The organism is Amycolatopsis alkalitolerans (assembly GCF_006152065.1).
GTDB lineage: Bacteria > Actinomycetota > Actinomycetes > Mycobacteriales > Pseudonocardiaceae > Amycolatopsis_E > Amycolatopsis_E alkalitolerans.
Map to the genome: position 1 here is coordinate 43700 of NZ_VDFW01000035.1, position 23506 is coordinate 67205.

General features: G+C 69.5%; 22 protein-coding genes. 8 read left to right on the forward strand and 14 right to left on the reverse strand.

Translation table 11 applies throughout. The annotated features are described in order from the left end of the window. The first annotated feature begins 8 nt into the window (after positions 1-8). Positions 9-773, forward strand: a complete 765-nt coding sequence (locus tag FG385_RS28645; RefSeq protein WP_235022847.1) for an alkaline phosphatase family protein — start codon at positions 9-11, stop codon at positions 771-773. A gap of 62 nt (positions 774-835) precedes the next feature. On the opposite strand, the gene FG385_RS28650 is transcribed toward FG385_RS28645, so the two are convergent. The 3 genes from FG385_RS28650 to phoU form a co-directional block, all read right to left on the reverse strand. Beyond that, positions 836-1426 carry a dihydrofolate reductase family protein gene (locus FG385_RS28650; protein ID WP_139099921.1) on the reverse strand — a complete coding sequence of 197 codons (591 nt, stop codon included), beginning with the start codon at positions 1424-1426 and terminating at the stop codon, positions 836-838. A gap of 629 nt (positions 1427-2055) precedes the next feature. Then, positions 2056-4137: an NAD(+) synthase gene (locus tag FG385_RS28655; RefSeq protein ID WP_139099922.1), complete on the reverse strand. Its 2082-nt coding sequence runs from the start codon at positions 4135-4137 to the stop codon at positions 2056-2058. Beyond that, on the reverse strand, positions 4134-4787 hold the full coding sequence (gene phoU, locus FG385_RS28660) for a phosphate signaling complex protein PhoU (protein WP_139099923.1): 654 nt from the start codon (positions 4785-4787) through the stop codon (positions 4134-4136). Before phoU ends, FG385_RS28655 begins: the two co-directional genes overlap by 4 nt. Before the next feature lie 144 nt (positions 4788-4931). Between phoU and FG385_RS28665 the strand changes: the two genes are divergently transcribed. Both FG385_RS28665 and FG385_RS28670 read left to right on the forward strand, forming a co-directional pair. Beyond that, a complete protein-coding gene (locus FG385_RS28665; RefSeq protein ID WP_139099924.1) occupies positions 4932-6392 on the forward strand; it encodes a CYTH and CHAD domain-containing protein in 1461 nt (486 codons plus the stop codon). 108 nt (positions 6393-6500) lie between these two features. Then, entirely contained in the window at positions 6501-7346 is an 846-nt protein-coding gene (locus tag FG385_RS28670) for a class I SAM-dependent methyltransferase (RefSeq protein ID WP_139099925.1), read from the forward strand. Positions 7347-7369: 23 nt separating this feature from the next. Here the strand turns inward: FG385_RS28670 and FG385_RS28675 are convergent, their stop codons facing one another. Beyond that, positions 7370-8413: an AI-2E family transporter gene (locus tag FG385_RS28675; RefSeq protein ID WP_139099926.1), complete on the reverse strand. Its 1044-nt coding sequence runs from the start codon at positions 8411-8413 to the stop codon at positions 7370-7372. Positions 8414-8596: 183 nt separating this feature from the next. Here FG385_RS28675 and FG385_RS28680 point away from each other — a divergent pair, with 183 nt between their 5' ends. Together FG385_RS28680 and FG385_RS28685 are read left to right on the forward strand one after the other, a co-directional pair. Next, a complete protein-coding gene (locus FG385_RS28680; protein WP_200834702.1) occupies positions 8597-9175 on the forward strand; it encodes a hypothetical protein in 579 nt (192 codons plus the stop codon). Continuing rightward, the gene (locus FG385_RS28685) at positions 9172-10701 is read left to right on the forward strand and encodes an FAD-dependent monooxygenase (protein WP_235022848.1); all 1530 of its coding nucleotides are present in this window, start codon (positions 9172-9174) and stop codon (positions 10699-10701) included. Before FG385_RS28680 ends, FG385_RS28685 begins: the two co-directional genes overlap by 4 nt. Here FG385_RS28685 and FG385_RS28690 read toward each other — a convergent pair. Together FG385_RS28690 and FG385_RS35075 are read right to left on the reverse strand one after the other, a co-directional pair. Continuing rightward, positions 10673-11152: a polysaccharide deacetylase family protein gene (locus tag FG385_RS28690; RefSeq protein WP_235022849.1), complete on the reverse strand. Its 480-nt coding sequence runs from the start codon at positions 11150-11152 to the stop codon at positions 10673-10675. The genes FG385_RS28685 and FG385_RS28690 overlap by 29 nt on opposite strands. A gap of 15 nt (positions 11153-11167) precedes the next feature. Beyond that, positions 11168-11371: a hypothetical protein gene (locus FG385_RS35075; protein ID WP_235022850.1), complete on the reverse strand. Its 204-nt coding sequence runs from the start codon at positions 11369-11371 to the stop codon at positions 11168-11170. Positions 11372-11507: 136 nt separating this feature from the next. On the opposite strand from FG385_RS35075, the gene FG385_RS28695 reads away from it, so the two are divergent. After that, positions 11508-11903 carry a hypothetical protein gene (locus FG385_RS28695; protein WP_235022851.1) on the forward strand — a complete coding sequence of 132 codons (396 nt, stop codon included), beginning with the start codon at positions 11508-11510 and terminating at the stop codon, positions 11901-11903. A 70-nt stretch (positions 11904-11973) separates the two neighbouring features. Further along, on the forward strand, positions 11974-12588 hold the full coding sequence (locus FG385_RS28700; protein WP_235022852.1) for a DUF305 domain-containing protein: 615 nt from the start codon (positions 11974-11976) through the stop codon (positions 12586-12588). 55 nt (positions 12589-12643) lie between these two features. Here the strand turns inward: FG385_RS28700 and FG385_RS28705 are convergent, their stop codons facing one another. The 4 genes from FG385_RS28705 to FG385_RS28720 are packed head-to-tail and all read right to left on the reverse strand — an operon-like array spanning position 12644 to position 16739. Beyond that, entirely contained in the window at positions 12644-13708 is a 1065-nt protein-coding gene (locus FG385_RS28705) for a glycosyltransferase family 4 protein (RefSeq protein ID WP_139099928.1), read from the reverse strand. Next, positions 13705-14583 (reverse strand): alpha/beta fold hydrolase, encoded by an 879-nt coding sequence (locus FG385_RS28710; protein ID WP_139099929.1) that lies wholly within the window; start codon positions 14581-14583, stop codon positions 13705-13707. Before FG385_RS28710 ends, FG385_RS28705 begins: the two co-directional genes overlap by 4 nt. A 3-nt stretch (positions 14584-14586) precedes the next feature. Next, complete coding sequence (locus FG385_RS28715) at positions 14587-15816, reverse strand: glycosyltransferase (protein ID WP_139099930.1); 1230 nt, start codon at positions 15814-15816, stop codon at positions 14587-14589. Then, complete coding sequence (locus tag FG385_RS28720; protein ID WP_139099931.1) at positions 15813-16739, reverse strand: DMT family protein; 927 nt, start codon at positions 16737-16739, stop codon at positions 15813-15815. The genes FG385_RS28715 and FG385_RS28720 overlap by 4 nt, the downstream gene beginning before the upstream one ends. Before the next feature lie 497 nt (positions 16740-17236). Here FG385_RS28720 and FG385_RS28725 point away from each other — a divergent pair, with 497 nt between their 5' ends. After that, positions 17237-18157 (forward strand): phosphotransferase, encoded by a 921-nt coding sequence (locus FG385_RS28725; protein WP_139099932.1) that lies wholly within the window; start codon positions 17237-17239, stop codon positions 18155-18157. A 30-nt stretch (positions 18158-18187) separates the two neighbouring features. On the opposite strand, the gene FG385_RS28730 is transcribed toward FG385_RS28725, so the two are convergent. Genes FG385_RS28730 through tkt form a run of 4 tightly spaced genes read right to left on the reverse strand, consistent with a single transcriptional unit; the run spans position 18188 to position 23345 of the window. Next, a complete protein-coding gene (locus FG385_RS28730) occupies positions 18188-19570 on the reverse strand; it encodes an ATP-dependent 6-phosphofructokinase (RefSeq protein WP_139099933.1) in 1383 nt (460 codons plus the stop codon). Between the two features lie 40 nt (positions 19571-19610). Then, on the reverse strand, positions 19611-20579 hold the full coding sequence (locus FG385_RS28735; protein WP_139099934.1) for a fructose-bisphosphatase class II family protein: 969 nt from the start codon (positions 20577-20579) through the stop codon (positions 19611-19613). 52 nt (positions 20580-20631) lie between these two features. Then, positions 20632-21219 carry a 6-phospho-3-hexuloisomerase gene (hxlB, locus tag FG385_RS28740; RefSeq protein WP_139099935.1) on the reverse strand — a complete coding sequence of 196 codons (588 nt, stop codon included), beginning with the start codon at positions 21217-21219 and terminating at the stop codon, positions 20632-20634. A gap of 32 nt (positions 21220-21251) precedes the next feature. After that, positions 21252-23345: a transketolase gene (tkt, locus tag FG385_RS28745; protein WP_200834703.1), complete on the reverse strand. Its 2094-nt coding sequence runs from the start codon at positions 23343-23345 to the stop codon at positions 21252-21254. Positions 23346-23506: the final 161 nt, after the last annotated feature.

Sequence of the window (23506 nt, forward strand, 5' to 3'; positions counted from 1 at the left end):
TCCCGGACGTGTACCGGACCCAGATCTGGAAGCAGGACTTCGAGAAGAACGGTCCGGCCAACCTGAACATGTTCTGGCTCTCCAGTGACCACACCGGTGGGCCGGCCAGTCCGGCCGCCCAGGTCGCCGACAACGACCTCGCGACCGGCCAGATCGTCGACACCATCACGCACAGCAAGTACTGGAAGGACTCGGCGATCTTCGTCGTCGAGGACGACTCCCAGGCCGGTCTGGACCACATCGACGGGCACCGCGCCCCGATCCAGATCATCAGTCCCTGGGCCCAGCACGGTGTGGTGGACAGCCGCTACTACACGCAGATCACCATGATCCGCACCATCGAGCAGATCCTTGGGATCCACCCGATGAACCAGAAGGACAGCGCGGCCACCCCGATGCAGACGGCGTTCACGCAGAAGCCGGACTTCACGCCGTTCAACGCGGTGCCGAACCGGACCTCGCTGACCGCCGGGCTGGCGACCCCGCCGCCCTGCGGTGAGGACACCGTCGCGCCGCAGTACGCCGCGGCTCAACCGTCGACCACCGTGCCGGCGAACGAGCAGCAGGTGGCGGCGCAGTGGCAGGACTGGCAGTCGCACCAGCGGCTGACGGGCCCGAACGCGGTGCCGGACTACGCCAACCCCGAGCAGATGAACCACCTCACGTGGTACCAGACGCACGGGTGGACGCAGCCATACCCGGGTGAGGACAAGATCTACGCCCCGGACCAGGTGCCGGGTGCCTACATCCCGTCCTCGGAGTCCGACGGCTGATTTTTCTACCGTGAAGACGCTCGGCCGGGCTGCCCCGGCCGAGCGTCTTCTTGTATCGGGGTTCAGCGCACCGGCCGGTAACGGCAGACCTGCACGCCGGTCGCGGCCGTCTTCGCTGACAGCAGTTCGAACCCGCGCGCACGACCGTCGGCGGGGAACAAGGTCTTGCCGCCGCCGAGCGTGATCGGCTCGATCATGAGGACAAGCTCGTCGATCAGTTCCGCGGCCAGCAACGACCGGACGACCGACAGGCTGCCGTAGACGTAGATGTCGCCGCCCGGTTTCGCGCGCAGCGCCGCCACCTTGTCGGCAAGCTCGGCGCCGCGGATGATCGTCGTCGGTTTCCAGGTCAGGTCTTCGTCGGTCAGTGTGTCGGACACGACGTACTTCTGAGCTTGGTTGATCCAATCCGCGAACGGGTCACCGCCCCGCTCGGGCCACGCCGCTGACGACACCTGGTAGGTCCGGCGCCCCTGGAGCAGGGCTTCGCATCGCTCGGCGAATTCGCCAATGACGGGGCCCATGACCTCGGGGTCGAAGTACCGCATCGACCAGCCACCGTGGCGGAACCCGCCGCTGGTGTCCTCGTCCGCGCCACCCGGCGCCTGGACCACACCGTCGAGACTCATGAACTCACTGACCACGACTCGCATCGGTACCGCTCCATCCCATCGAGGCTGCCATCGGTGAGTAGACCCCGGACCCCGGCGAAACTCATCGGCCGCCCGGCGACTCCCCACCGCCGAGATCTACGTTCGAGACGCCGAGTTCGACGTTCGCATTTCCGGTGGACACCCCGCGCGCCACCCACGCGCTGTCTGCGAATTCATCCGGTGCAGTAAGGAAGCACTCGTACCGGCTTCCACTGATTCAGCAAACAGCGCAATTCACCGGCACGCGAGCGAATCCGCCGTTCCAACGGCATGGTTTCTATCGGCAACGCAGAGCACTCCCTCCACGATTCCGATCTTGCCGGTGCGGCCAACCAGGCCGAAAGTGCGCGGGCCCGAGGGTGCGACGAAAGTCCCCGGGTGGCTGGGCGAAGGACTCCTGCCTGGGCACCGGCCGGGCTCTTAACGTTCGGTGTGCAGGCAAGATCGCGAGATCGAGGAGCCGACACGATGTTTGATACGAAGGTCGAACCGTCCCCGTCCGTTCCTGTTTCGCCGATGGAGTCGCGCTGGCCCGATCGCTCCTGCTGCTGCTCCGCGCCACCTGTGGTCAAGGTGTTCGTGCCGGTCTCCCCGCAACGCCGGGTGGATCTGTACCTGTGCGGCCACCACTACCGCGAATCCTTCGCGGAGCTGGCGCTGTTGGGGGCGCGGTGCTCGTTCCGGGACGAGTCGCTGGCCCTGTGGTGATCTCCCGGCACGGCACGATCGAGTTCGCCGAGCCAGGCGGTGGCGGTCGCGTCGCTGGGGGCGCGCCAGTCCCCGCGCGGGGAAAGTGAGCCGCCGGAACCGACCTTCGGCGCGTTGGGCGTGGCGGACCGTTTGAACTGGCTGGTCTGCACGAACCGGCGGAGGAACACGCCGAGCCAGTGCTTGATCGTGGCCAGGTCGTACTTCTCGCCCCACGCGTGATGAGCGAGGTAGGCGATGCGGCTGGGCGGGTAACCGAACCGCAGCAGGTAGTAGAGATGGAAATCCTGCAACTCGAACGGCCCGACGACCGACTCGGAGCTTTGCGCCGGCTGCGCGCCCGTCGCGGCCGCCGGTACCAGTTCCGGTGAGATCGTGGTGTCCAGAATGGACCGGAGCACGTCCGCGGCGCCGGGGCCGAACTGGCCGCTGTCGGCGGCCCACGCGATGAGGTGCCGGATCAGCGTCTTGGGCACCGACGCGTTGACGTTGTAGTGCGCCATCTGATCCCCGACCCCATAGGTGGACCAGCCCAGCGCCATCTCGCTGAGGTCGCCGGTACCGACCACGAGGCCGCCGTGGTGGTTGGCGAGCCGGAACAGGTGCGAGGTGCGTTCGCCCGCCTGCACGTTCTCGTAGGTGATGTCGTAGACCGGCGCGCCATCGGCGGCGGGATGGCCGAGATCCCGCAGCATCTGCATCGCCGAAGGGCGGAGGTCGATCTCGTGCGCGCTCACCCCGAGAACCCGCATGAGCCTGCGGGCATCGGCCAGAGTGCGGGTGCTCGTGGCGAATCCGGGCATCGTGTAGCCGAGGACGTTGCTCCGGGCCAGGCCCAGCCGGTCCATGCTCTTCACCGCGACGATGAGCGCCTGGGCGGAGTCGAGACCGCCGGAAACGCCGATCACGACCTTGCCGATGCCGGTGGCCGCGAGCCGGGTGGCCAGTCCCTGCACCTGGATGTTGTGCACCTCGGCGCACCGCTCGTCCCGGCGCGCCGGATCGGCCGGCACGTACGGGAATCGTTCGATGTTCCGGCGCAGTTTCACGGAACGGTCCGGCAAGGCGAGGTCGAACGCGATCCGCCGGACACGCTTCAGCCGATCGCGGTGGTCGTGCGCGCTGTCGGCGAAGCTGGTCGTCCGGAGGCGGTCGGCGGCCACGCGGGCGAGATCGACGTCGGCCGTCACCACCTGCCCGGTACGGGCGAACCGGCTGCCCTCGGCCAGCAGCCGCCCGTTCTCGCAGATCAAGGCCTGCCCGTCCCACGCGAGGTCCGTTGTGGACTCACCCGATCCGGCCGCCGCGTAGAGGTAGCTCGCGAGGTACTGGGCGGAATGCCCGAGGCAGAGCCGGCGCCGGTAGCCGGCCTTGCCGATGACGATGTCGCTCGCGGACGAGTTCACCAGCACCGTGGCGCCCGCCAGCGCCGCGTAGGCGCTCGGCGGGATCGGCACCCACCCGTCCTCGCAGATCTCCACATGGCAGACAAATCCGTCCACAGTGGAGGGTACGAACAGCAGATCGCTGCCGAACGGCACGGTACTGCCCGCGATCTCGACGGTATCGGTGGTCGCGTCACGAGCGGCGGCGAAATACCGCTTCTCGTAGAATTCGCGATAATTGGGCAGATAACTCTTCGGCACGACGCCGAGCACCTCGCCCCCGTGCACGACGACGGCGCAATTGAACAGCCGGCCCTCGACCCGCAGCGGCGCACCGACCACGAGCAGGCCGCGAATTTCGGCGCTTTCGCTGATGACACGGGTCAACGCGGTGTTCACGCCATCCAGGAGGGCCTGCTGGTGGAACAGATCATCGGCGGTATACGAGGAGAGACCGAGTTCGGGAAAGACCGTGAGCACCGCACCGTCCGCACACGCCCGGTGCGCCAACTCGAGCGTTCGTTCCGCGTTGAGCGCCGGATCGGCCACCCCGACCTCGGGCACGGCGACAGCGACCCGGACGAACCCGTGCCGGTACAGCGAATCGAAGGGAATCACACCGTCAGGTCCTGTGCCGGGTGCTCCGCGAGGTAGGCGACCCGCTTGGCGAGTGAGACCGCGTGATCGCCGAAGCGTTCGTAGAAACGGGCGAGCAGCGCGAGGTCCATCGCGGTGCGGAGGTTGGCAGGCGGAACCTCGGCGAGCACGTCCTGGCGCACCACCGCTTCGAGCCGGTCCATCTCGTCGTCGTCACGGTCGAGCCGCCGGAGCGCGGTCGCGTCGCGCGCGGCCATCGCCTTGCGGGCGTCGGCCGCCATCCGGCCGGCCACCTCGCCCATCGCGGCGAGGGTGGGCCGCACACCGTCCGGCACCACGGGGCCGGTCTCATGCTGCTGGACGATCTCGGCCACATGCCGCGCCAGCGCGCCCATCCGTTCCAGATCCGCGCTCATCCGCAGCCCGGCCACCACGGTGCGCAGTTCGGAGGCCACCGGCTGCTGCAGCGCGAGCAGGTTCACCGCGTCGGTGTCCAGGAGCCGGTGCAGTCGCATGATGGCGGATTCGCCCCCGGTCACGGTGCGTGCCAGTTCGCGATCGCCGTTCAGCAGCGCCTGCGTCGCCTGCCCGATCGCGGTCTCCGCCAGTCGCGCGAGCTCGCCCAGCCTCTGTTGGAACTGCGCCAGCTTCTCGTGATACTCCGTGCGCATGTCCTGCTCCCTCTGCCTGTGATGCGCAGACTTTCCCTTGGGCCGGGAGCTGCCACGTAGGGTCGAAGGTCACCGGAGTGGGGCCTGGATGCCCCTCACGCGGGCCGGTGTTTCGCGGGGATCCTGGTCCGGAGAGAGGTGCGTATGCCGATCGACCTGGTCGCTGAGGTGGAGCGCAAGTACGAGCTGCCGCCGGGCCGGGAGCTGCCCGCACTTTCCGGGCTTCCCGGTGTGACAACGGAAACGTCGCCGGAGACGTTCACGCTGGACGCGACGTACTACGACACGGCCGATCTTCGCCTGCTGCGGGGCGGCCTCACCCTGCGCCGCCGAACCGGGGGTGACGACGCGGGCTGGCATCTGAAGATCCCGGCGGGCACGGATGCCCGTACCGAAGTCCGGCTGCCCCTTGCCGAAACCCTTGCCGTACCGCATGACCTGGCTTCGCTGGTGCGCTCGTACGCGCGGGCGATGCCGTTGGAGCCGCAGGCCACGATCCACACGGAACGCACCCGCCGCCGACTGCTCGACGAGCACGGTGTCATGCGTGCGGAGGTCGTGCTGGACCGCGTACGCGCCACCGGGCCGGGCGGGCGGACGCATGAATGGGCCGAGGTCGAGGTCGAGCAGGCCGCCGACGGTCGGCCCCTGGCCGACGCCATCGAATCCCGGCTCCGGGCAGCGGGGATCACACGGTCGAGCAGCCCGGCGAAACTCGTACGAGTCCTGGGAACCGTGACGGATCGGCGGCCTGCGCCGAACCGCCGGTCGACCGCGGGCGAGGTCGTCGGCGCGTATCTGCGTGCGCAAAGTGCGGCGCTCGCGGCGGGCGATCTCGCGGTCCGCCGCGGTGAAGCGGACTCCGTGCACCAGATGCGCGTCGCCGCCCGCCGCGCTCGCAGCACGCTGCAGGTCTACGCGAAGCTTTTCGACCCCACGACGCGCCCCCTCGCGGACGAACTCGGTTGGCTCGGCGTGCAACTCAGTGCCGCGCGGGACGCCGAAGTACAACGGGACCGCCTGTTGTCCGGGCTGGCCGAACTCGCAGACGAGCGCCTCATCGCGCACGTGCGGCGACATTTCGACGAACGTGCCGAACGGGCACGCGGGCTGGCGATCGCGGCACTGGACTCCGAGCGCTATCTCGAGTTGCTGGGCGCGCTCGAGGCGGTGGAACCGAACGCGAAGGCCGAACGCCGCGCGGCAAAGGCCATCCCGAAAACACTCGCCGCCGCCGTGGCGGAAGTGGACGAGCGCCTGCGGGCCAGTCACGCGGCGCACGGCCGCGAACGGGACGAGCGGGTGCACCGGGTGCGCAAGGCCGCCAAGCGGCTGCGGTACGCGATCGAGGTCGCGCGCCCGATCTCGCCGTTGGCCGCGCGCGACGCACTGGCGGAGTTCACCGGATTGCAGGATCTGCTGGGCGAGCACCAGGATGCCGTCGTCGCGCAAGCCGAGTTGCGGACGCTGGCCGAGGACGCGCCGGACAGCTTCGCCCTGGGTGTGCTCTACCAGCGCGAACGTGACATCGCGGACGCCCGGATCGCTCGCCTGGACGGCCGGTGGCGGAAGGCGCGGCGTGCTGTTCGCACTGCGTTTTGGTGACCTTCCGTCGTTCTTGGTCGCTATTCCCGGCACCCGGTCACTACGGTAAGAGGAGAAAGATCACCTACCGGACCGGAGAGCTGCGCGACAACGAGACAGGAGACCGGAGTGCCCTTCGACTCGACCGGCAAGATCTCCTTCGACGATATCTACACCGAACCCGATCCGCGCGCGTATTTCGGCACGCTGGGCCGGGTCGACTACCAGATTCCGCAACTGGCGAAGCCCTACTTCACGAAGCTGATCAAGGAATACCGCGCCGAACGTGGCGTAGCGGAACCGACCGTGCTCGATATCGGCTGCTCCTACGGCGTAAACGCGGCCCTGCAACGATGCGACGCGACGATGGATGAGCTCTACGACTACTACACGAGCCCGGACGCGCGCACGCTCGACCACGAAGCGCTGGTCTCGGCCGACCGGCACTGGGTTCGCGCGCACGAGGGCAGCGACGACATCCGCTTCATCGGCCTCGACAACTCGGAACCCGCGCTGACGTACGCGCGTTCGGCCGGCTTCATCGACGATGCGATCCACGCGGACCTCGAACGCGAGGACCCCGCCCCGGAGCAGCAGAACATGCTGGCCGGGGTCGATCTCGTCATCTCGACCGGCTGCGTCGGCTACGTCACGGAACGGACCATCGCCCGCATCGCACGCGGGGCGCGGCCGTGGATGGCGCATTTCGTGCTGCGCATGTTCTCCTACGACCCGGTCGCGACGAGACTGGCCGAACTGGGCTACGAGACGGCCGGGATCGAGGGCGTGTTCCGGCAGCGCCGGTTCACCTCCGCCCAGGAGCAGAGCCAAATCCTGGACACGCTCTCCAGTGCCGGTGTGGACTCGGACGGTCTGGAGACCGAAGGCTGGCTCTACGCCCAGCTGTACATCTCAAGGCCCGCCGGTGCGGCCAGGCAGCTCGCGTGCGCGATGAACACCGTCTCACCACAGTGAGCCGGAACGCCGGGCCAGGCCGGTCACGCACGTAGTGTGCTGGTGACGGCCCGGACGGTGGTGAGCGCCGGTACGGCGAGCAGCGCGCCGATGATGCCGGCCTGCTGCACGCCAATGGCGATCGCGATGATCACCGCGAGCGGATGCAGTTTCACGGCATTGCTGGTGATCAGCGGTTCGAGCACGTTGCCTTCGAGCTGCTGCACGCCGATCACGATCAGGGTCACGATGAGGGCGGTGAACGGCCCGTTGGCGACGAGCGCGACGAGCGCGGCGAGCAGCCCGGAGACGAACGCACCGATCATCGGTACGAAGCCGCCAAGGAACACCAGGGTCGCAAGCGGAATCACGAGCGGCACCCGGGTGCCCCACAGGCCGAGACCGATCCCGACGGCATCGACCGCTGACACCGTGATGAGCGCGTACATGAACGCCGTGAGATCGTGGAAAGCGCGCTTCCCCGCCGCGTCCACCCGCATGCGCGCCCGCGCGGGGAACGGGCTGACGAGGAAACGCCAGATGCGCGCGCCGTCGTAGCAGACGAACACCAGGACGAAGATCGCCAGCGCGACGCCGGTCAGCACCGAGCCGGCGGTGGAGAAGGCGCCCCACGCACCGGAGATCAGATCCTGCTGGTTTCGCGTCACCCACTGCCGTGCCTCGGCGATGAGCTGGTCGAGGTGCTCGGGACGCAGTCCCAGCGGGCCGGTCGCGAGCCAGCCGCGCAGCTGGCCGTAGCTCTCGGCCAGTTGCGTGCGCAGGCTCGGGACGGCGGCGGCGACGGTCGTGATCACGAACCAGACCAGGCTTCCCACCGCGGCCAGACCGCCGAGCAGGACGATCGCCGTCGCCAGCGAGCGGGGCAGCCGGTGCCGCGTGAGCCAGGTGACCATCGGCTCGAGCAGAGCCGCCAGCAGCAGGGCGACCGCGACCGGGATGACCACGGCGGTGAGCTGGGCGAGAATGCGGGTGAGGACCCACAGGGCGGCCGCGACGACCAGGAGCTGACCGCATACGACCGCCGTCCGATACAGCAGCGTCTGGCCGCCGGCCGGGGTCTCACTCATCGCATCGACATCCTGTTCGCAGCAGACTCCGGCACAGTCTCGACGGGCGCCCCGGCCGGAAGAAAGAGCCCTCGGTCCCGCCCGGTTGGTTGCCAAGGTCCATCCTGTACGGCCGCCACGTCCCTGGATGTTCGCCCGGAGCCCTGCGACTGTCGGAATCGCGCTACCGGGAAGGAGACCCCGATGTATGACGGGCCGAAAAGGCGCGGGCCGCTGCCCGTCCGTACGGCATGCTTCGCGGTTGCGCGCTCCGTCGTCGCGACTCTGGTGATGCTGCTGCGCGGGGAGGTGCACCTGCCGCGCGGCGAGGTCGGCACGGTGCTCTCGTTCGCCGACGGCACCGAAGGGCGAGTGTACCGGGACACGGTGTCGGACCGGATCCCCTGCGAACCGTGCTTCCTGGCCGTTTCGTTCCGGCTCCGCGGGGTGCGCGGAGTGCGCGGGCACGCGCTGTTCAGGTGGGAGAGCCTGCTCAACACACCGCTCTTCGTGGGTTTTCCGGGATTCGTGTCGAAGCTGTGGCTCCGTCATGACACCAACGGGGTCTATCGCGGCCTGTACGAGTGGGACGGCGCGGAGGCCGCCGAGAGGTATGCGCGGTCGCTGTGGCGCGTGCTGGACCTGGTCAGCGTGCGCGGCTCGATCGACTACCGGGTAGTCCCGGGGCTGCGACGCATCGATGTCCTCGCCGATCCGGACGTACTGGCGGAGCGGGCGCGACCGGAGGAACCGGCGTGGTGGCAGGTGGTCGGGGCACCGTGAGCGCGCGAGCGGATGTGCTGGTCGTCGGCGCGGGCCCCACCGGGCTGACAACGGCGCTACAGGCCCACGACAACGGGGCGACGGTGCGGATCGTCGAGCGGCGGCCGGACCCGTTCCGCCCGTCGCGGGCGATGGTCATGCACTCCCGCACGCTGGAGAGCCTCCGCCCACTGGGCGTGACGGCCGGCCTGCTCGACCGGGCGGACCGGGCGCCGCGAGCTGAGCTGCATCTGGGCACGAGGCGGGTCTCCGCCCAACTCGCCGGCGCCGCGTTGCGGGACACCGCGTTTCCGCACCTCACCATGCTGCGGCAGATGGACGTCGAGGAAGTGCTGACCGGGGCGCTGAAGACCCGCGGCGTCGAGGTGGAGCGTGGCGTCGAGTTCGCCGGCCTGCGCCAGGACGCCACGGCCGCACACGTCGTGCTGCGCCGCGACGGCCGGTTCGAGGAGGCGGCATGCCGGTTCGTCGCCGCGTGCGACGGTCCCGACAGCACCGGCCGCCGCATCGCCGGCATCGGCTGGCAGGGCGCGCCCTATCGCGAGCAGGTCGTCCTCGCCGACGCCGAACTCGACGGCGATCTGACACCTGACGTGATGCATGTCGTCGCGGCGCGGCCGGGGCTCGTCTTCCTGTTCGCCCTCGGTGAGGGCGCGACGTGGCGGATCCTCGCCACCCGCCCGTGGCAGCGTGGCGGCGCACCGTTCGGGCAGCCCGGACAGGCGGTTCCGGCCGCCGAGGTACAGCGAATCCTCGATGCCGCGGGGCTGGCCGTCGGCGTCCGCAGGCTGGCATGGTCCGCCCAGGTACGCCTCCAGCACCGGCTGGCGCACGCGTTCCGGCGCGGGCGGCTGTTCCTGGCCGGCGACGCCGCGCACACGCATTCCCCGGCGGCGGCCCAAGGTATGAACACCGGCATCCTGGACGCGGTGAACCTGGGCTGGAAACTGGCCTTCGCCCGCGGTCTTCGTCCACATGCGACTCTGCTCGACTCGTACGAGCTGGAGCGGCGTCCCGTCGCCCGCCACGTACTCGCGCTCACCCACCTGGTGTTCTTCGCCGAGGCGTCGACCAGCCCGCTGCCCACCCTCCTGCGCGGGACGCTGGTCCCGTTGCTGGCACCGACGTTCCCGCTGCTGCTCAAGGATCCGCACCTGATGGCGCAGGTCGTCCGGCTCCTCTCGCAGCGGTGGGTGCGGTACCGGCACAGCCGCCTGTCGGTGCAGGGCAGCCCGGGCGGCCCCGGGCCCCGGCCCGGTGACCGCCTGCCCGACGAGGATCTGGTGTGCGACGGCAGAACGGTGCGGCTGCACGCACTCACCGCCCGCCCCGGGATACACCTGCTGCTGGAACGCGACGGTCCGGAACTCGACGACACGCTGCTCGGCGGGCACGTCACGGTGCACCGGGTCAGCAGCTGGACCGGCCGTGGGCTGCTCGCCGCGCGGCCGGACGGGCACGTCGGATTCCGCTGCGGCGCGGGTGACATCCGCGGGCTCAGGGCGTGGCTGGACCTCGTCCACTGACCGAGCCGAGGGCGCTACCGCAGCTGATCTCGGCGGCGATCTGGGCGTGGGTGGCGAACCAGACACCCTCGTGCGACGCGATATGCTCGAGCAGTTCGGCGAGGATCTCGTAGCAGTCGTCGTCGGCCATCAGCGACGAGTCGTACCTCAGGCCCAATTCGCGGATGATCCGCAGCGTGGCGGCGGAGAAATCCCAGGACGGGGTACGGATGCCGACCGGGCGTGCTCCGGCGAGACGCTCCAGCGTGTCCGCGCCCCGGAACGCCAGATCGCGTTCGGCCTCCGGTGGCAGCTGGGTGTTGCGTTCGTGGATCCAGCCGTGCAGCGCGACCTCGTGTCCGGCATCCACATAGGACTTCACTTCGCCGTCGTGCAGCAGCGCCGACACGGCAGGCACGAAGAACGTCGACGGCGCCTGGAAACGTTCGAGCAGTTTCAGGATCCGTGGCACACCGACACGCGCGCCCTACTCACCCTGCGACAGCTTGCCCGGCAGCACCTCGCCGTCGCGCAGGGCCGGCGTTTCATGGTCGGAGTCGAACGACAACGCCACGGCGACCTTCGCGCCACCGGGCCAGGACTCCGGTCGCAGCGGACGCCCGGCGCGCACTCGCTCGACGTGGCCACGCCACGTCGGCTCGTCCCACTGCCACGGCTGCTGCTCGGTCACGCTTCCTCCAGGACATTGCTTCGTCCCACCGTACCGATCTTCGCCTCTGGCGCAGTCCAGATCACGGTCGGCGGGCGCCCGCCTGTCACATCCCCGATTTGCGATCTTGCCCCGGGCAGCGGCTACCGTATTGGCCATGAGCCTCGCCAACCGCCGTCAGCCGGCGCGTTGGCTGCTGCTCGCGATACTGGCCCTGGGCCTGGTCACGATGCACCACGCGCCGGCGGAGCACGGCCTCCCCGGCCATGGTTCGGCGACCGTCGTCGCGATGGTGCCCGGAACGTCTCCGGCACTGTCGGCGGCCCCGATGCCGGACGACCACGGTATGGGCGCGATGCTGCATGAATGCCTCGCCGTGCTCGGGCAGCTTGCCTTTGGCGCACTGCTGGTGCTGCTGGTGATGGCGGGGTTCGGCCCGCTCTCGACTCGGTGCCGCCGCCGCTGCCCTCGGGCACTCGCCCGCTCCCCCGACCGCCCGGCCAGCCCCGGTGGCCGATCCCTGCTCGCTTCGGTGTGCGTGTTGCGGCTGTGACGTGACGCGCGGCGTCCTCGTACGCCGTTCGCGTTCGTCACGACCAAATACGACATCGAAGGAAATCATTGTGAACAAGACAATTCTGGGTATCGCCATGTCTGTCGCGGCTGCCGGCCTGGTGCTGGCCGGATGTAGCAGCGGTGACGACTCCTCGCACAGTGGGATGGCCATGAGCAGCGCGGCCGCCACGCCCGCGCCGGCGCAGGCTGGCACGCACAACGCCGCTGACGTCACCTTCGCGCAGGACATGATCCCGCACCACCAGCAGGCCGTCGAGATGGCCGGGCTGGCCGCGTCGCGAACCACGAACACCCAGGTCAAGGACCTGGCGACGCGGATCCGGAACGCGCAGGATCCGGAGATCCAGCAGATGACGGGCTGGCTCGGCCAGTGGGGCGCGACCTCGTCGAGCGCCATGCCGTCGATGCCGGACGCCAACCACGGTTCGATGCCGGGCATGATGGCCGACGCCGATATGCAGCGGCTTCAGGAGGCCGGCGGTGCCGAGTTCGACAAGATGTTCCTGCAGATGATGGTGGAGCACCATCAGGGCGCGGTCGAGATGGCCAGGACCGAGCTGGCCCAGGGCGCCAGCGCCGACGCCAAGGCTCTGGCGCAGCGGATCATCGACAGCCAGACGGCCGAGATCACCGAGATGCAGCAGCTGCTGACCAAGCTGTGACGCCGGCGGGGTGGGGAGCGGCGCCGCTCCCCACCCGGATGCACGGCTCGTCGCCTCAGGCGAGACTCCGCATCAGGTCCAGCAGACGTTCGGCCGAGGTGAGCCAGCTGAAGGTCGTGACCTGATCGCGGGCGGCCGCGACCAGGTCGGCCCGCAGCCCTGGATCCTCCACTTTGGACACGGCACGGGCGAACTCGTCCGGTGCGCCGGGTTCGAAGAACAGTGCGTGCCCGCCGGTGACCTCGCGGAAGACGGCCAGGTCGCTGCAGACCACCGGCGTGCCCGCGTTCATCGCCTCGATGAGCGGCAACCCGAACCCCTCGTCCCGGGAGGCGGTGACCAGGGCGGCCGCTCCGGCGAGCAGGTTCTGGTAGCCGTCTTCGCTGATTCCCCGCCAGAACACGACATCCGCACCGGACGGGATCAGCGCCTTCAGCTCGGCCTCGCGTTCCGGCGCGATGCGGCTCACCAGGTGCAGCCGGTACCCGGGGAGAAACGCCATACCGGCGATCAGCGCTTCCACGTTCTTGTACGGCATGAACGAGCCCATGTAGACCAGATCGCGGGAGCCGCCTTCCGGATCCTGAACGCCGGCGGGGGGCACCGATGGCGCATTGTGGACAACCGTCACCGGGCGCCGGGTGAGGCGATGCTCGGCGATGAGGTTCTTCGTCGTCTCGCTCACGGTCACGACGGCGTCGGCCCGGTTGAGCAGAACTCGCTGCGGCCAGTACGCCTTGTGGTACAGGCGCCATACGGTCCGCACCGGCAGCGGCAGGAAGGTCGGCGGCTGCGGATGGCGGTAGTAGATCAGATCGTGCAGGGTGAGGATGAGCCGGTAGTTCCGCCGGAATCCGCCGATCACCTGCAACGGGCTGAACACCACGTCCGGCCGCAGCGGGCGCAACGTGCGTGACAGCAGGAGCTCACGAGGCGAGAACGGGCTGTTGACCTTCACATACGGCACACCAGCCGGGAGCAGCCGGAGCTGTCGCTCGTCGTGGATCAGCATGATCACCGGATGGAGCCGGTGCAGTGCGCCGATGAGGTTGGCCCCGTAGCGGCTGATGCCGTCGTGGGCGTCCATCCGCGTCCACCGCGCGTCCACGACGACTTTCATGACACTCCAAGGAACCGTTGGATCTCGCCGGCGGCCCGGGATGGTGCTTCGTAGTGCACGAGATGCCCCACCTTCGGGATCACCACGAGTTCGGCGGCGGCGAGACGGGCGGCCAGCTCGTACTGCCCGGCCGTCGGTGCGATCTCGTCGGTCTCACCCGCGATCAGGAGCGTCGGCGTGCTCAGCGCATCGGCGTAATCGGCCACCGTGGACTTCACCGACGCCTGGAAGGTCTCGGCGAGTATCGCGGGGCTGTGGAACCGGCTGAAGTACCGCAGGTGGCTTTCGTCGATGAACCGCCGCAGCCCTTCGTCCCTGGTGCGGGTCATCGCCCGGCTCGCGGCGAGCACCAGCCATTTGCTGGACAGCCACGAGCGCCCCAGCCGGGCCGGCAACGCCGCGCCGAGCGCGTAGTAGGCCGAAGTGAGGCCGGACATGACCACGCGCGGCCCGCGCAGCGCCGGGGTCGCGATCGGATTGACCAGCACGAGCCGGTGTACCAGTTCCGGGGCGGACGACGCGACCCGCGCCGCGACGACCGAACCGAAGGAGTGGCCGAGCAGCACGACCGGCCGGGTCCGGCCGCCGAGCCGCTCGATCAGCGCGACCACGGCGTGCGCGTAGCCGTCGACGTCGTGCCGCCGCCCCGCCAGCGGCCCGGAATCACCGAAGCCGGGCAGGTCCGGGATCACGACCCGGCGGCCGGGCAGGGCCTCCGCGATCAGCTCCAGCCCGTGGTGGGTCCCCCGCAGGCCGTGCACCATCAGCACCGTCCGCGCCCCGGCCGCGAGCTCGTCGCGGTAGACCCAATAGTGCAGGTCCGCACCACAGATCTCGTCGACCCGCTCGCTCGGACCGAGTCCTGGGGAAAGCATGGTTCAGCTCGCCAGTTCGGTGCGGACCACGTTGCGTTCACGCGACTGCCGGGAGTCGATCGCGTGGCGGTAAATCGACTCGAACCGGCTCAGGGTCGCCTCGATATCGTGCTGGGACACCAGCTGCTCGCTGGCCTTGCCCATCCGGTCGATGGTCGCGCGCTCAGCGAGCACGTCGTCGAGCGCGGCCGCCAGCGCGGGCACCTGGCGCGGCGGGTACAACCAGCCGTTCTGGCCGGGAACGACGAGGTGCGGCAGCGCCATCGCGTTCGCGAGCACGACCGGAGTACCGGCCGACATCGCCTCCATCGTGGCCAGGCTCTGCAGTTCGGCGGTGCTGGGCATGCAGAACAGGTCGGCGCGGGCGTAGGCGTCGAGCAACTCGTCGTCGTCGACCAGCCCGGCGAAATGCACCCGGTCCGCGATCTCGAGATCGACGGCGAGCTGCGCCAGGGCCGCGCGCCGGCACCCGTCGCCGACGATCTCCAGCCGGGCCTCGGTCCGCAGCATCGACATCGCCCTCAGCAGATCGTCGATGTGCTTCTCCTGGTCCAGGCGACCCACGAACAGCACCGTGCGGGTGTCCGGATCGGGGTTGTGCCGGCGGAATTGAACCGCCCGGCGGCGGTACCGCTCGACGTCGATACCGCAGGACACCGGCATCGCCCTGGCCACGAACCCGTTCTCCCGCAACAACTGCACGGCCCGTGGCGTCGGCGCGGTGACCGTTTTCGCCTTGCTGTAGTGCTTGATCAGCCTGTGCCACAGGACGCGCGTGGCGGCACGCCGCAGCGGCCGGGGGACCTTGAGGTAACCGAGGATGTTCTCCGGCATGAAGTGGTTCGTCGCCACCAGCCCGACACCCCGGCGCCGGGCCGAGTTGATCAGGCCGCGGCCGATGAAGAAATGCGACTGTACGTGCACCACGTCCGGCTGGATCTCCGCCAGCAGCCGATCCGCTTTGGACGACGCCTGCCACGGCGCGCAGGCCCGGATCGTCGGGTGCAGGGGTGTGCCGTACGAACCGACCCGGTGCACCGTCACCCCGTCCTCGACCAGCCGGTGGGACCCACGGTCCGCGGAGTGGCAGATGACGTGCACCTCGTGCCCGCGACCGGCCAGGCCGGTCGCGAGCCGGTAGCCGAAGTTCGCCGCCCCGTTCACGTCGGGCGGGTAGGTCACCGCGCCCACCACGATGCGGAGCGGGCGCCTGCTGAGCGGCTGCGAAGTCAAGGGGTACTCCCGTCGGGACGATCGTTCGAACTGAGTCCGGCAAGAGCGGCCGGCACGGGTTGCGTGTCACGGGTGTCCGGGCGATACCGGGCGAGGGCGAACACGCCCGCGCACGCCACGAGGGCGCAGACGATTTCACCCACCGCCGTCCCGGTGCCGATCCGGTCGGCCTCCCCCAGCAGGCCGATGCCAAGGCCGACGGCCACGATCGGATCGATCACGGTCAGGCAGGCCACCACCAGGTCGGGCGGGCCACTGGCGTACCCGTGCTGCAGCAGCCAGCCCCCCACCACCATCGCCGCCGCGATACCGAGCACCGGCATCAGGTCGAGGTGCAGCAGATCGGTCGTACCCAGTTGCTGCACCAGCCCGCGTGTCATCAGCGAGACATATCCATAGGCGACGGCACCCCCGGTGGCGGCCAGCACGCACCGCACCTTCGACCTGGTCAGCCCGGCCAGCACGGCGAGGATCAGGACACCGCTGCCGACCAGTTTGGTGGCCACCAGCTGGTCGGCGGGCGCGACCGGCGTCGAGGTCGCGCTTCCGGCGGCGAGCAGCACGAACGTGCCGACGCCGCCGGTGACGGCAGCCACCGCGAGCACCAGGCCGCGACCGAGGTCGCGGACGTGCCTGCCCTGCTGCCGGAAGTTGAGCAGGACGGTCATGGGCAACGCGATCACCCCGACCGGCTGCACCACGCTCAGCGGAGCGAGGCCGAGCGCGCACGCGTGCAACACCGCGCCGCTGCCGAGCGCGAGCAAGCCGGCCAGCCAGCGGGTGTTGCGGACGAGTTCCAGCTGGTGACGTACCCGGAGGCCATGGTCACCGATCGTGTGATGGACGGCCGCATGCTGCAACCATGCCCCGGCGGCATAGCCGCAGGCACCGAGCGCGGCGAGGACCACGGCCAGCACGGTCACGGCGAAACACGTCTCAAGGCGCAGGTGAGGGGCCGGCGCACCGCCAAGTCACCAATCCGGCCGAAAGCCTCCGCTGCCCGCGACCCGGGCCATCGCTGTCCGTCCACAACGCTCAATCTCGCGCGTGCAGGCCCCGGCCGCATCCGGGGACGTCCCCTGATTTTCCCTGAGATCAACCTCGCCCGGCAGCCGCCGCCTCGCACCGGCACGAGCGTAACCGCCGCGGGTGAAACACCGAGCCGAGCAGCCGGAGTCGATCCGGTGAACGAAAGTTGACGACACGCCGAATATGACGTGCATCGCATGCACGTGTCCGCGCTCCCCACCGGGTCCACGTGCAGACCGTAGAAGAACGATGCTGAGGGTATTGCCAGAAACGCCTTCATCGCCACCCGGCCGGGCGACAAGGTGATCACGTGGAGTTGGCCAATCCGGCCAATTAGCCCAAAATCGCGCGCCGCTGCTCTGGTGGTGACGCCTATGGCACAGTTGTCGCCGTGCCGTTGGATGATCTGCCGGACTGGCTGCCGGCGTGGTGCCTCGGCCATCTTGGGGCCCGGCCCGCCGCCGTGCTGTTCCGGCGGCAGTCGGTATCGACGGTGTTCGGCCTCCGGCTGGCCGACGGCAAGGATGTCGTGGTCAAGGCCCGCGCCGACGACGGCCGGGCCGCGTCATGTGTCACCGCGCAGGCCCGGCTGGCCGAGCACGGGTTCCCATGCGCCCGTCCCCTCACCCGGGTGGTCCGTGTCGGCCCACTGGCCGTGCACGCCGAGGAATTCCGCCCCCGAGGCGAAGTGCTGCCCGGCGACTCGCCGGACGTGGCTGTCCGCTACGCGGAGGTCTTCGCCCGGCTGATGACCGGCCTGGAGGACGTCGCCGTCGCGCCACCGTTGCCGAACCCGCGCTGGGTGCGCTGGGATCACGGGCATTCCGGGCTGTGGCCATCGATCGGCGAACTCGATCAGCGAGACCAGAGCCCCGTGCCGGTCTACGTCGTGGAGGCGGCCGACCGCGCCCGTCGAAGAATGCTGGCCACCAACCTGCCCCGCGTACTGGGCCACGCCGATTTCGAAGCACACAACCTGCGGTGGCACGACCGGCAGGTGTGCACGGTGCACGACTGGGACAGTCTGGCATGGCAACCGGAGGCTGCCCTGGTCGGCGCGGCGAGTGCGGTGTTTCCCAAGATGGGGCCGGCCACGTTGCCGCCGATCGAAGGCACCGACGCGTTCCTCGCGTCCTATCAGGACGCTCGGGGCCGCGTGTTCACCGCGGAGGAGCAGCAGATCGCCTGGGCCGCCGGCGTGTGGCCGGCAGCCCACGACATCCGATGGGAAGCGCTCCACGGGTACACCGCGGTATCCGGCAAGGCGCTCTGGGCACAAGCCGCCGAACGGCTCCGCCGGGCCCGCGCCTGACCAGACAATCCTTTTCGGACAGTGGAGCCGTCAGCAAAACCCCGTGCGGACGTGCACCCGCTCGCGCACCAAACCGAATTCGGCCGGCTGGCAGGTGGTTTCGAGTACCGACAGCCACAGGTCACCGTCGGGATCGACCTGGTTTCGACGGCTCGTCATCAGCGACAACGGCACATGCACGAAGCGCCGCCGCCAGCGCGCGACCGCGGCTTCGGTGCGACCCGCCATGGCCGCGTGCACCGCCGCATGGGCCAGGCGCAGGCAGTAGACACTGTCGTAAGCGTTGGCCGCGATGCTGCGGACCGAATAACTCGGGTCTATGTAACGCATCGTGGGAGTCAGGCCGGCCGCGGTCAGGTGTGCGGTAATGCGGTCTTTGAGCAACTCCCCGATATTGCCGAGCTTGACGTTGCCGGAGGCATCGGTGCCACGACCGTTTTGCTGAGGCAGGCCGCATTGCTCGACAAGATCCTGCCCGGCCCCCTCGGCGAGGACGATGACCACGTAGCCCTTGGTTCGCACGTGTTGCTCGACGTGGGCCAGCAGCCCGTCCTCCCCCTCGAGGGCGAACGGGATTTCGGGGATCAGGACGATGTCCGCGGCGTTGGCGGCCAGCGCCGCGTAGGCGGCGATGAATCCGGAGTGCCGTCCCATCAGCTTCACGATCCCGACGCCGTTCGGGCTGGCCGCGGCTTCGACGGTGACCGACTCGATGAAGTCGGTGGCCCGTGCGAACGCGCTTTGGAACCCGAATGACTGGTCCGTGAAGGGCAGGTCGTTGTCGATCGTCTTCGGTACCCCGATGACCGCGATGTCCAGGCCGCGTGCCCGGATCGTGTCGCTCAGGAACGTCGCGGCGCGCATCCCCCCGTCACCGCCGATGACGAACATGAGGTCGACCCCGTGCAGGACGAGGCTGTCGACCATTTCGTCGGCGTCCTGGCCGCCGCGGGAACTGCCCAGGATGGTGCCGCCCGCGGTGTGGATGTCGCGAACGCGCTCCGGCGTCAGTTCCACCGTGTCATGGCGGTGTTCGGCCGTCAGCCCCTGCAGGCCGTTCCGGAACCCCAGGATCCGCTTGACCTTGTAGTGCACGGCGAGTTCCTGGACGAGACCGCGGATGACGTTGTTGAGACCGGGGCACAACCCCCCGCAGGTGACGATACCGGCGGTCACCCGCGCGGGATCGAAGTAGATCTTGCGGCGGGGCCCGGCGGCTTCGAAACTCGGCACCAGGCCGGGCGGGAGGCTGTGCTCGGCCAGCATGGAAACGGTGTCCTCGAGCAGAACCCGGTCGCCTTCGGCGACGTAATGCGGAGAGGTCTGCTTGGTGGAGAGCATTTCGGAGAACGGCGAATCGTAACGGCACTCGCCGAGGCGGCGAACGCTGAGGTCGTCCAGGTGCAACGTCACCGAATCTCCTTGATCGTCATGGCCGGCGGCCGGCCGGAAGCTACGCGAAGGTGGTATGCGTCAGGTGGCGAATCTGCCCCTGGGAGATCAGGAGCGACTCGGACACCGTCGCACCGGCGGATACCCGGGGACGGCCGAGAAGGGCACTGCCGCTGACGCCGGTGGCGACGAAGAACGCATCGCCGGCCACGAGTTCGCGGCATTCGTAGATGCGGTCAACGGACATGCCCGCGGCGCGGATGGCATCCGCCTCCTCGTTGCGTTGCGGGGCCAGGCGACCCAGCATGCCGCCCCCGAGCGCACGGACGGCCGCGGCGGTCATCACACCCTCAGGCGTGCCACCGACGCCGAGGAGCAGGTCGACATCGAGCGCCGGCAGGAGCACCGCCAGGCCCCCTCCGACATCGCCACCGGCCGGCGTCTGCACAGCCGCGCCCGCCCGAAGCACCCGTGCGATCAGATCCTTGTGCCGCGGCTTGTCCATGATCATCACGCGGAGTTCGCCGACCTGCTTGCCGAGGGCTCTGGCGACCTTGGCCAAGGTGTGCTCGGGCGGGTCGTCGAGATCGATGACGTCCTTCGCCGCGGGCGGCACCACGATCTTGTCCATGTAGTACCCGGGTCCCGGCGACCACATCGTGCCCGCTTCACCGAACGCGATCGTGGCCAGGGCGCCCGGCAGGTCCCTCGCGCAGAACGAGGTTCCCTCCAGGGGATCGACGGCGATGTCGAAGTCCGGGCCGAAGCCGGTACCCACGATTTCGCCGTTGAACAACATCGGGGCGTCGTCCTTTTCCCCCTCCCCGATGACCACCGTTCCTCGCCCGGGCGCGTCGGCCAGTGCCGCCCGCATCGCCGTGGTGGCCGCCGCGTCGGCGGCCTTCTGGTCATACCGGCCGACCCAGGCGTAGCTGGCCACCGCGGCGCTCCGGGTGGCGGCCACCGCCGCCGCCTCCAGAGTATGGATGTCGACGCCGGTGCGCGGCGCGACCTCGGTCTGATACTGCATCTCGGGCTCCCGTTCTTTCTGTGGCATCAGGACAGAGATCGCGGCGCGGCGATCACTCGAGATTCGCGTGCAGGCGCCACAGTTGGCGAGCCTGGGTCCCGCTGGTCTGCCACAGCGTGTGGAAGAGCGCATCGGTGATCAGCAGAACGGACTGCTCGAACAGGCTGCCGGCGTACTGGACGGACGCGGTCCCGTCGAAATCCTGCTTGTCCGCGGCCGGGATGACGAGGAGTTCGGTGGCGGCCTTGGCCAGCACCGAATCGGGCGCGGTGGTCAGCGCGATCACGTCCGCGCCCTGGTCACGCGCGGTCTGCGCGGCCCGCACCACCCGGGCCGTCGATCCCGAACCCGAAGCCGCCACCAGCACGTCGCCAGGGCCGATCGCCGGTGCGGTCACCTCACCCACGACGTGGGTGGCGAGCCCGAGGTGCATGAACCGCATCGCGGCCATCTGCAGGGCGAGCCCGCTGCGGCCGGTGCCGACGGTGAACACCTTCGACGCCCTGAGCAAAAGCGCGCCGGCCCGGACCCAGGCCGGCGAGTGCACCCCGGCCCCGACCTTGTCCACCTCTTCGACGACGGCACGCGTCGCGTCCGAGAAATGACCGGGTTCCAGTTTCTGAGAAGTCGTCTGCGTCAACGAAATCTTCCTCCATGATCGGCGACCACGCGTCAGCGCGACCGCAGGCTTCGCCGGGCCGCCTCGACCACGGCCTCGGTGGTGATGCCGAACTCGCGGAACAGGGTCTTGAAGTCCGCCGAGGCACCGAAATGCTCCAGCGACACGATCTCCCCCGCGTCGCCGGCGAACCGGTGCCACGGCTGCGCCGTCCCCGCCTCGACGACGACCCGGGCGCGCACCGACGGCGGCAGCACCTGGTCCTGGTAGGACCGGTCCTGGCGATCGAACCACTCCACGCACGGCATCGAGACCACTCGCGCCGGGATCCCTTCGGACTCGAGGATCTTCCGCGCCTCGACCGCCAGTTGCACCTCGGAACCGGTGCCGACGAGCACCACCTCCGGACGGCCCGCGGACGCCTCGGCGAGCACGTAACCGCCGCGAGCCACCCCCTCGGCGGAGGTGCCCGCCAGGGTCGGCACGTCCTGGCGGGTCAGCGCCAGCCCGGCCGGACCGCTCGGGTCCTCCAGCACCGCCTTCCAGGCATGTGCGGTCTCGTTCGCGTCGGCCGGGCGCACCACCGACATGCCCGGGATGGCGCGAAGGGCCGCCAACTGCTCGACCGGCTGGTGGGTCGGGCCGTCCTCGCCGAGACCGATGGAATCGTGCGTCCACACGTAGATGACCGGCAGCCCCATCATCGCGGCCAGCCGCACCGGCGGGCGCATGTAGTCGCTGAAGATGAGGAAGGTGCCGCCGTACGGGCGGGTGCCACCGTGCAGCACGATGCCGTTGAGGATCGAGCCCATCGCGTGCTCGCGGATGCCGAAGTGCAGCGTGCGACCGTAGGGCTGGGCGGTCCAGGCGCCGGTGGAGATGCCGGCCGGGCCGAAGGAGTCGGCGCCCTTGATCGTGGTGTTGTTGCTCTCGGCCAGATCCGCGGACCCGCCCCAGAGCTCGGGCAGCACCTCGCCGAGCTTGGCCAGCACCGCGGCCGACGCCTTGCGGGTGGCGACCCCCTTCGCGTCCGGCTCCCAGGTGGGCAGCCCGCCGGCCCAGCCGGCCGGCAGCTCACGGTTGCGCAGCCGGTCCAGCAGCGCCTTGCGCTCCGGGTTGGCCTGTGCCCACGCGTCGAACTCCAGTTGCCACTTCTCGCGGTCGGCCCGGCCGCGGTCGGCCACCTCGCGGGTGTGGCTCAGGACCGCGGCGTCGACCTGGAAACTCTGCTCCGGGTCGAGACCGACCGCACGCTTGACCGCGGCGAGCTCGTCGGCACCCAGCGCCGCGCCGTGCACCTTTCCGGTGTTCATCTTCGTCGGCGCCGGATAGCCGATCACGGTGCGCAGCACGATCAGGGTCGGGCGGGCGGTCTCGGCCTTGGCCTGCTCGACCGCGTCCAGGATCCCCGTCACGTCCTCGCCGCCCTCGACCGTGAGGACGTGCCAGCCATAGGCTTCGTAGCGCTTGGCGGTGTTCTCGGACAACGCGATGCGGGTGTCGTCCTCGATGGAGATCTCGTTGCTGTCGTAGATCACCGTGAGGTTGCCGAGCTGCTGGGTGCCGGCCAGCGACGAAGCCTCGGCGGTGACGCCCTCCTCGATGTCGCCGTCGGACGCGATCACGTAGATGTGGTGGTCGAACGGGCTCTTGCCCGGCTCGGCATCCGGGTCGAACAGGCCACGCTCACGGCGCGCGGCCATGGCCATCCCGACCGCGTTGGCCAGGCCCTGGCCCAGCGGACCGGTGGTGGTCTCCACGCCCTGGGTGTGCCCGTACTCGGGGTGACCAGGGGCCAGCGAACCCCACTTGCGCAAGGCCTTCAGGTCGTCCAGTTCCAGGCCGTAGCCGGAGAGGAACAGCTGGACGTACAGGGTGAGACTCGAATGCCCGGCCGAGAGCACGAACCGGTCCCGCCCGATCCACTGTGCATCACCGGGGTCGTGCCGCATGATCCGCTGGAACAGCGCGTAGGCGACCGGCGCGAGGCTCATGGCCGTCCCGGGGTGGCCGCTCCCGCAGCGCTCGACCGCGTCCGCGGCCAGCACGCGGGCGGTGTCGACCGCCCGCTCGTCCAGCTCGGTCCAGTCTTCCGGGATTCGCTTGGTGGTCAAGCGAATCGTGGAGATCGATTCTTTTGCCGCCATGGAGGCGCACTCCTGATGATTTCGATGGTTCGCGAATTCCGGATGAGCACACATTTCGATCAGGCATCCGATGGAATGTGTGCCGGGCTGATCGGGTTAGGCGGTGGCGCGTTTTTTGAGTTCCCTGGCGGCTGCGGCGGGGTCGGTGGCGTTGTAGATCG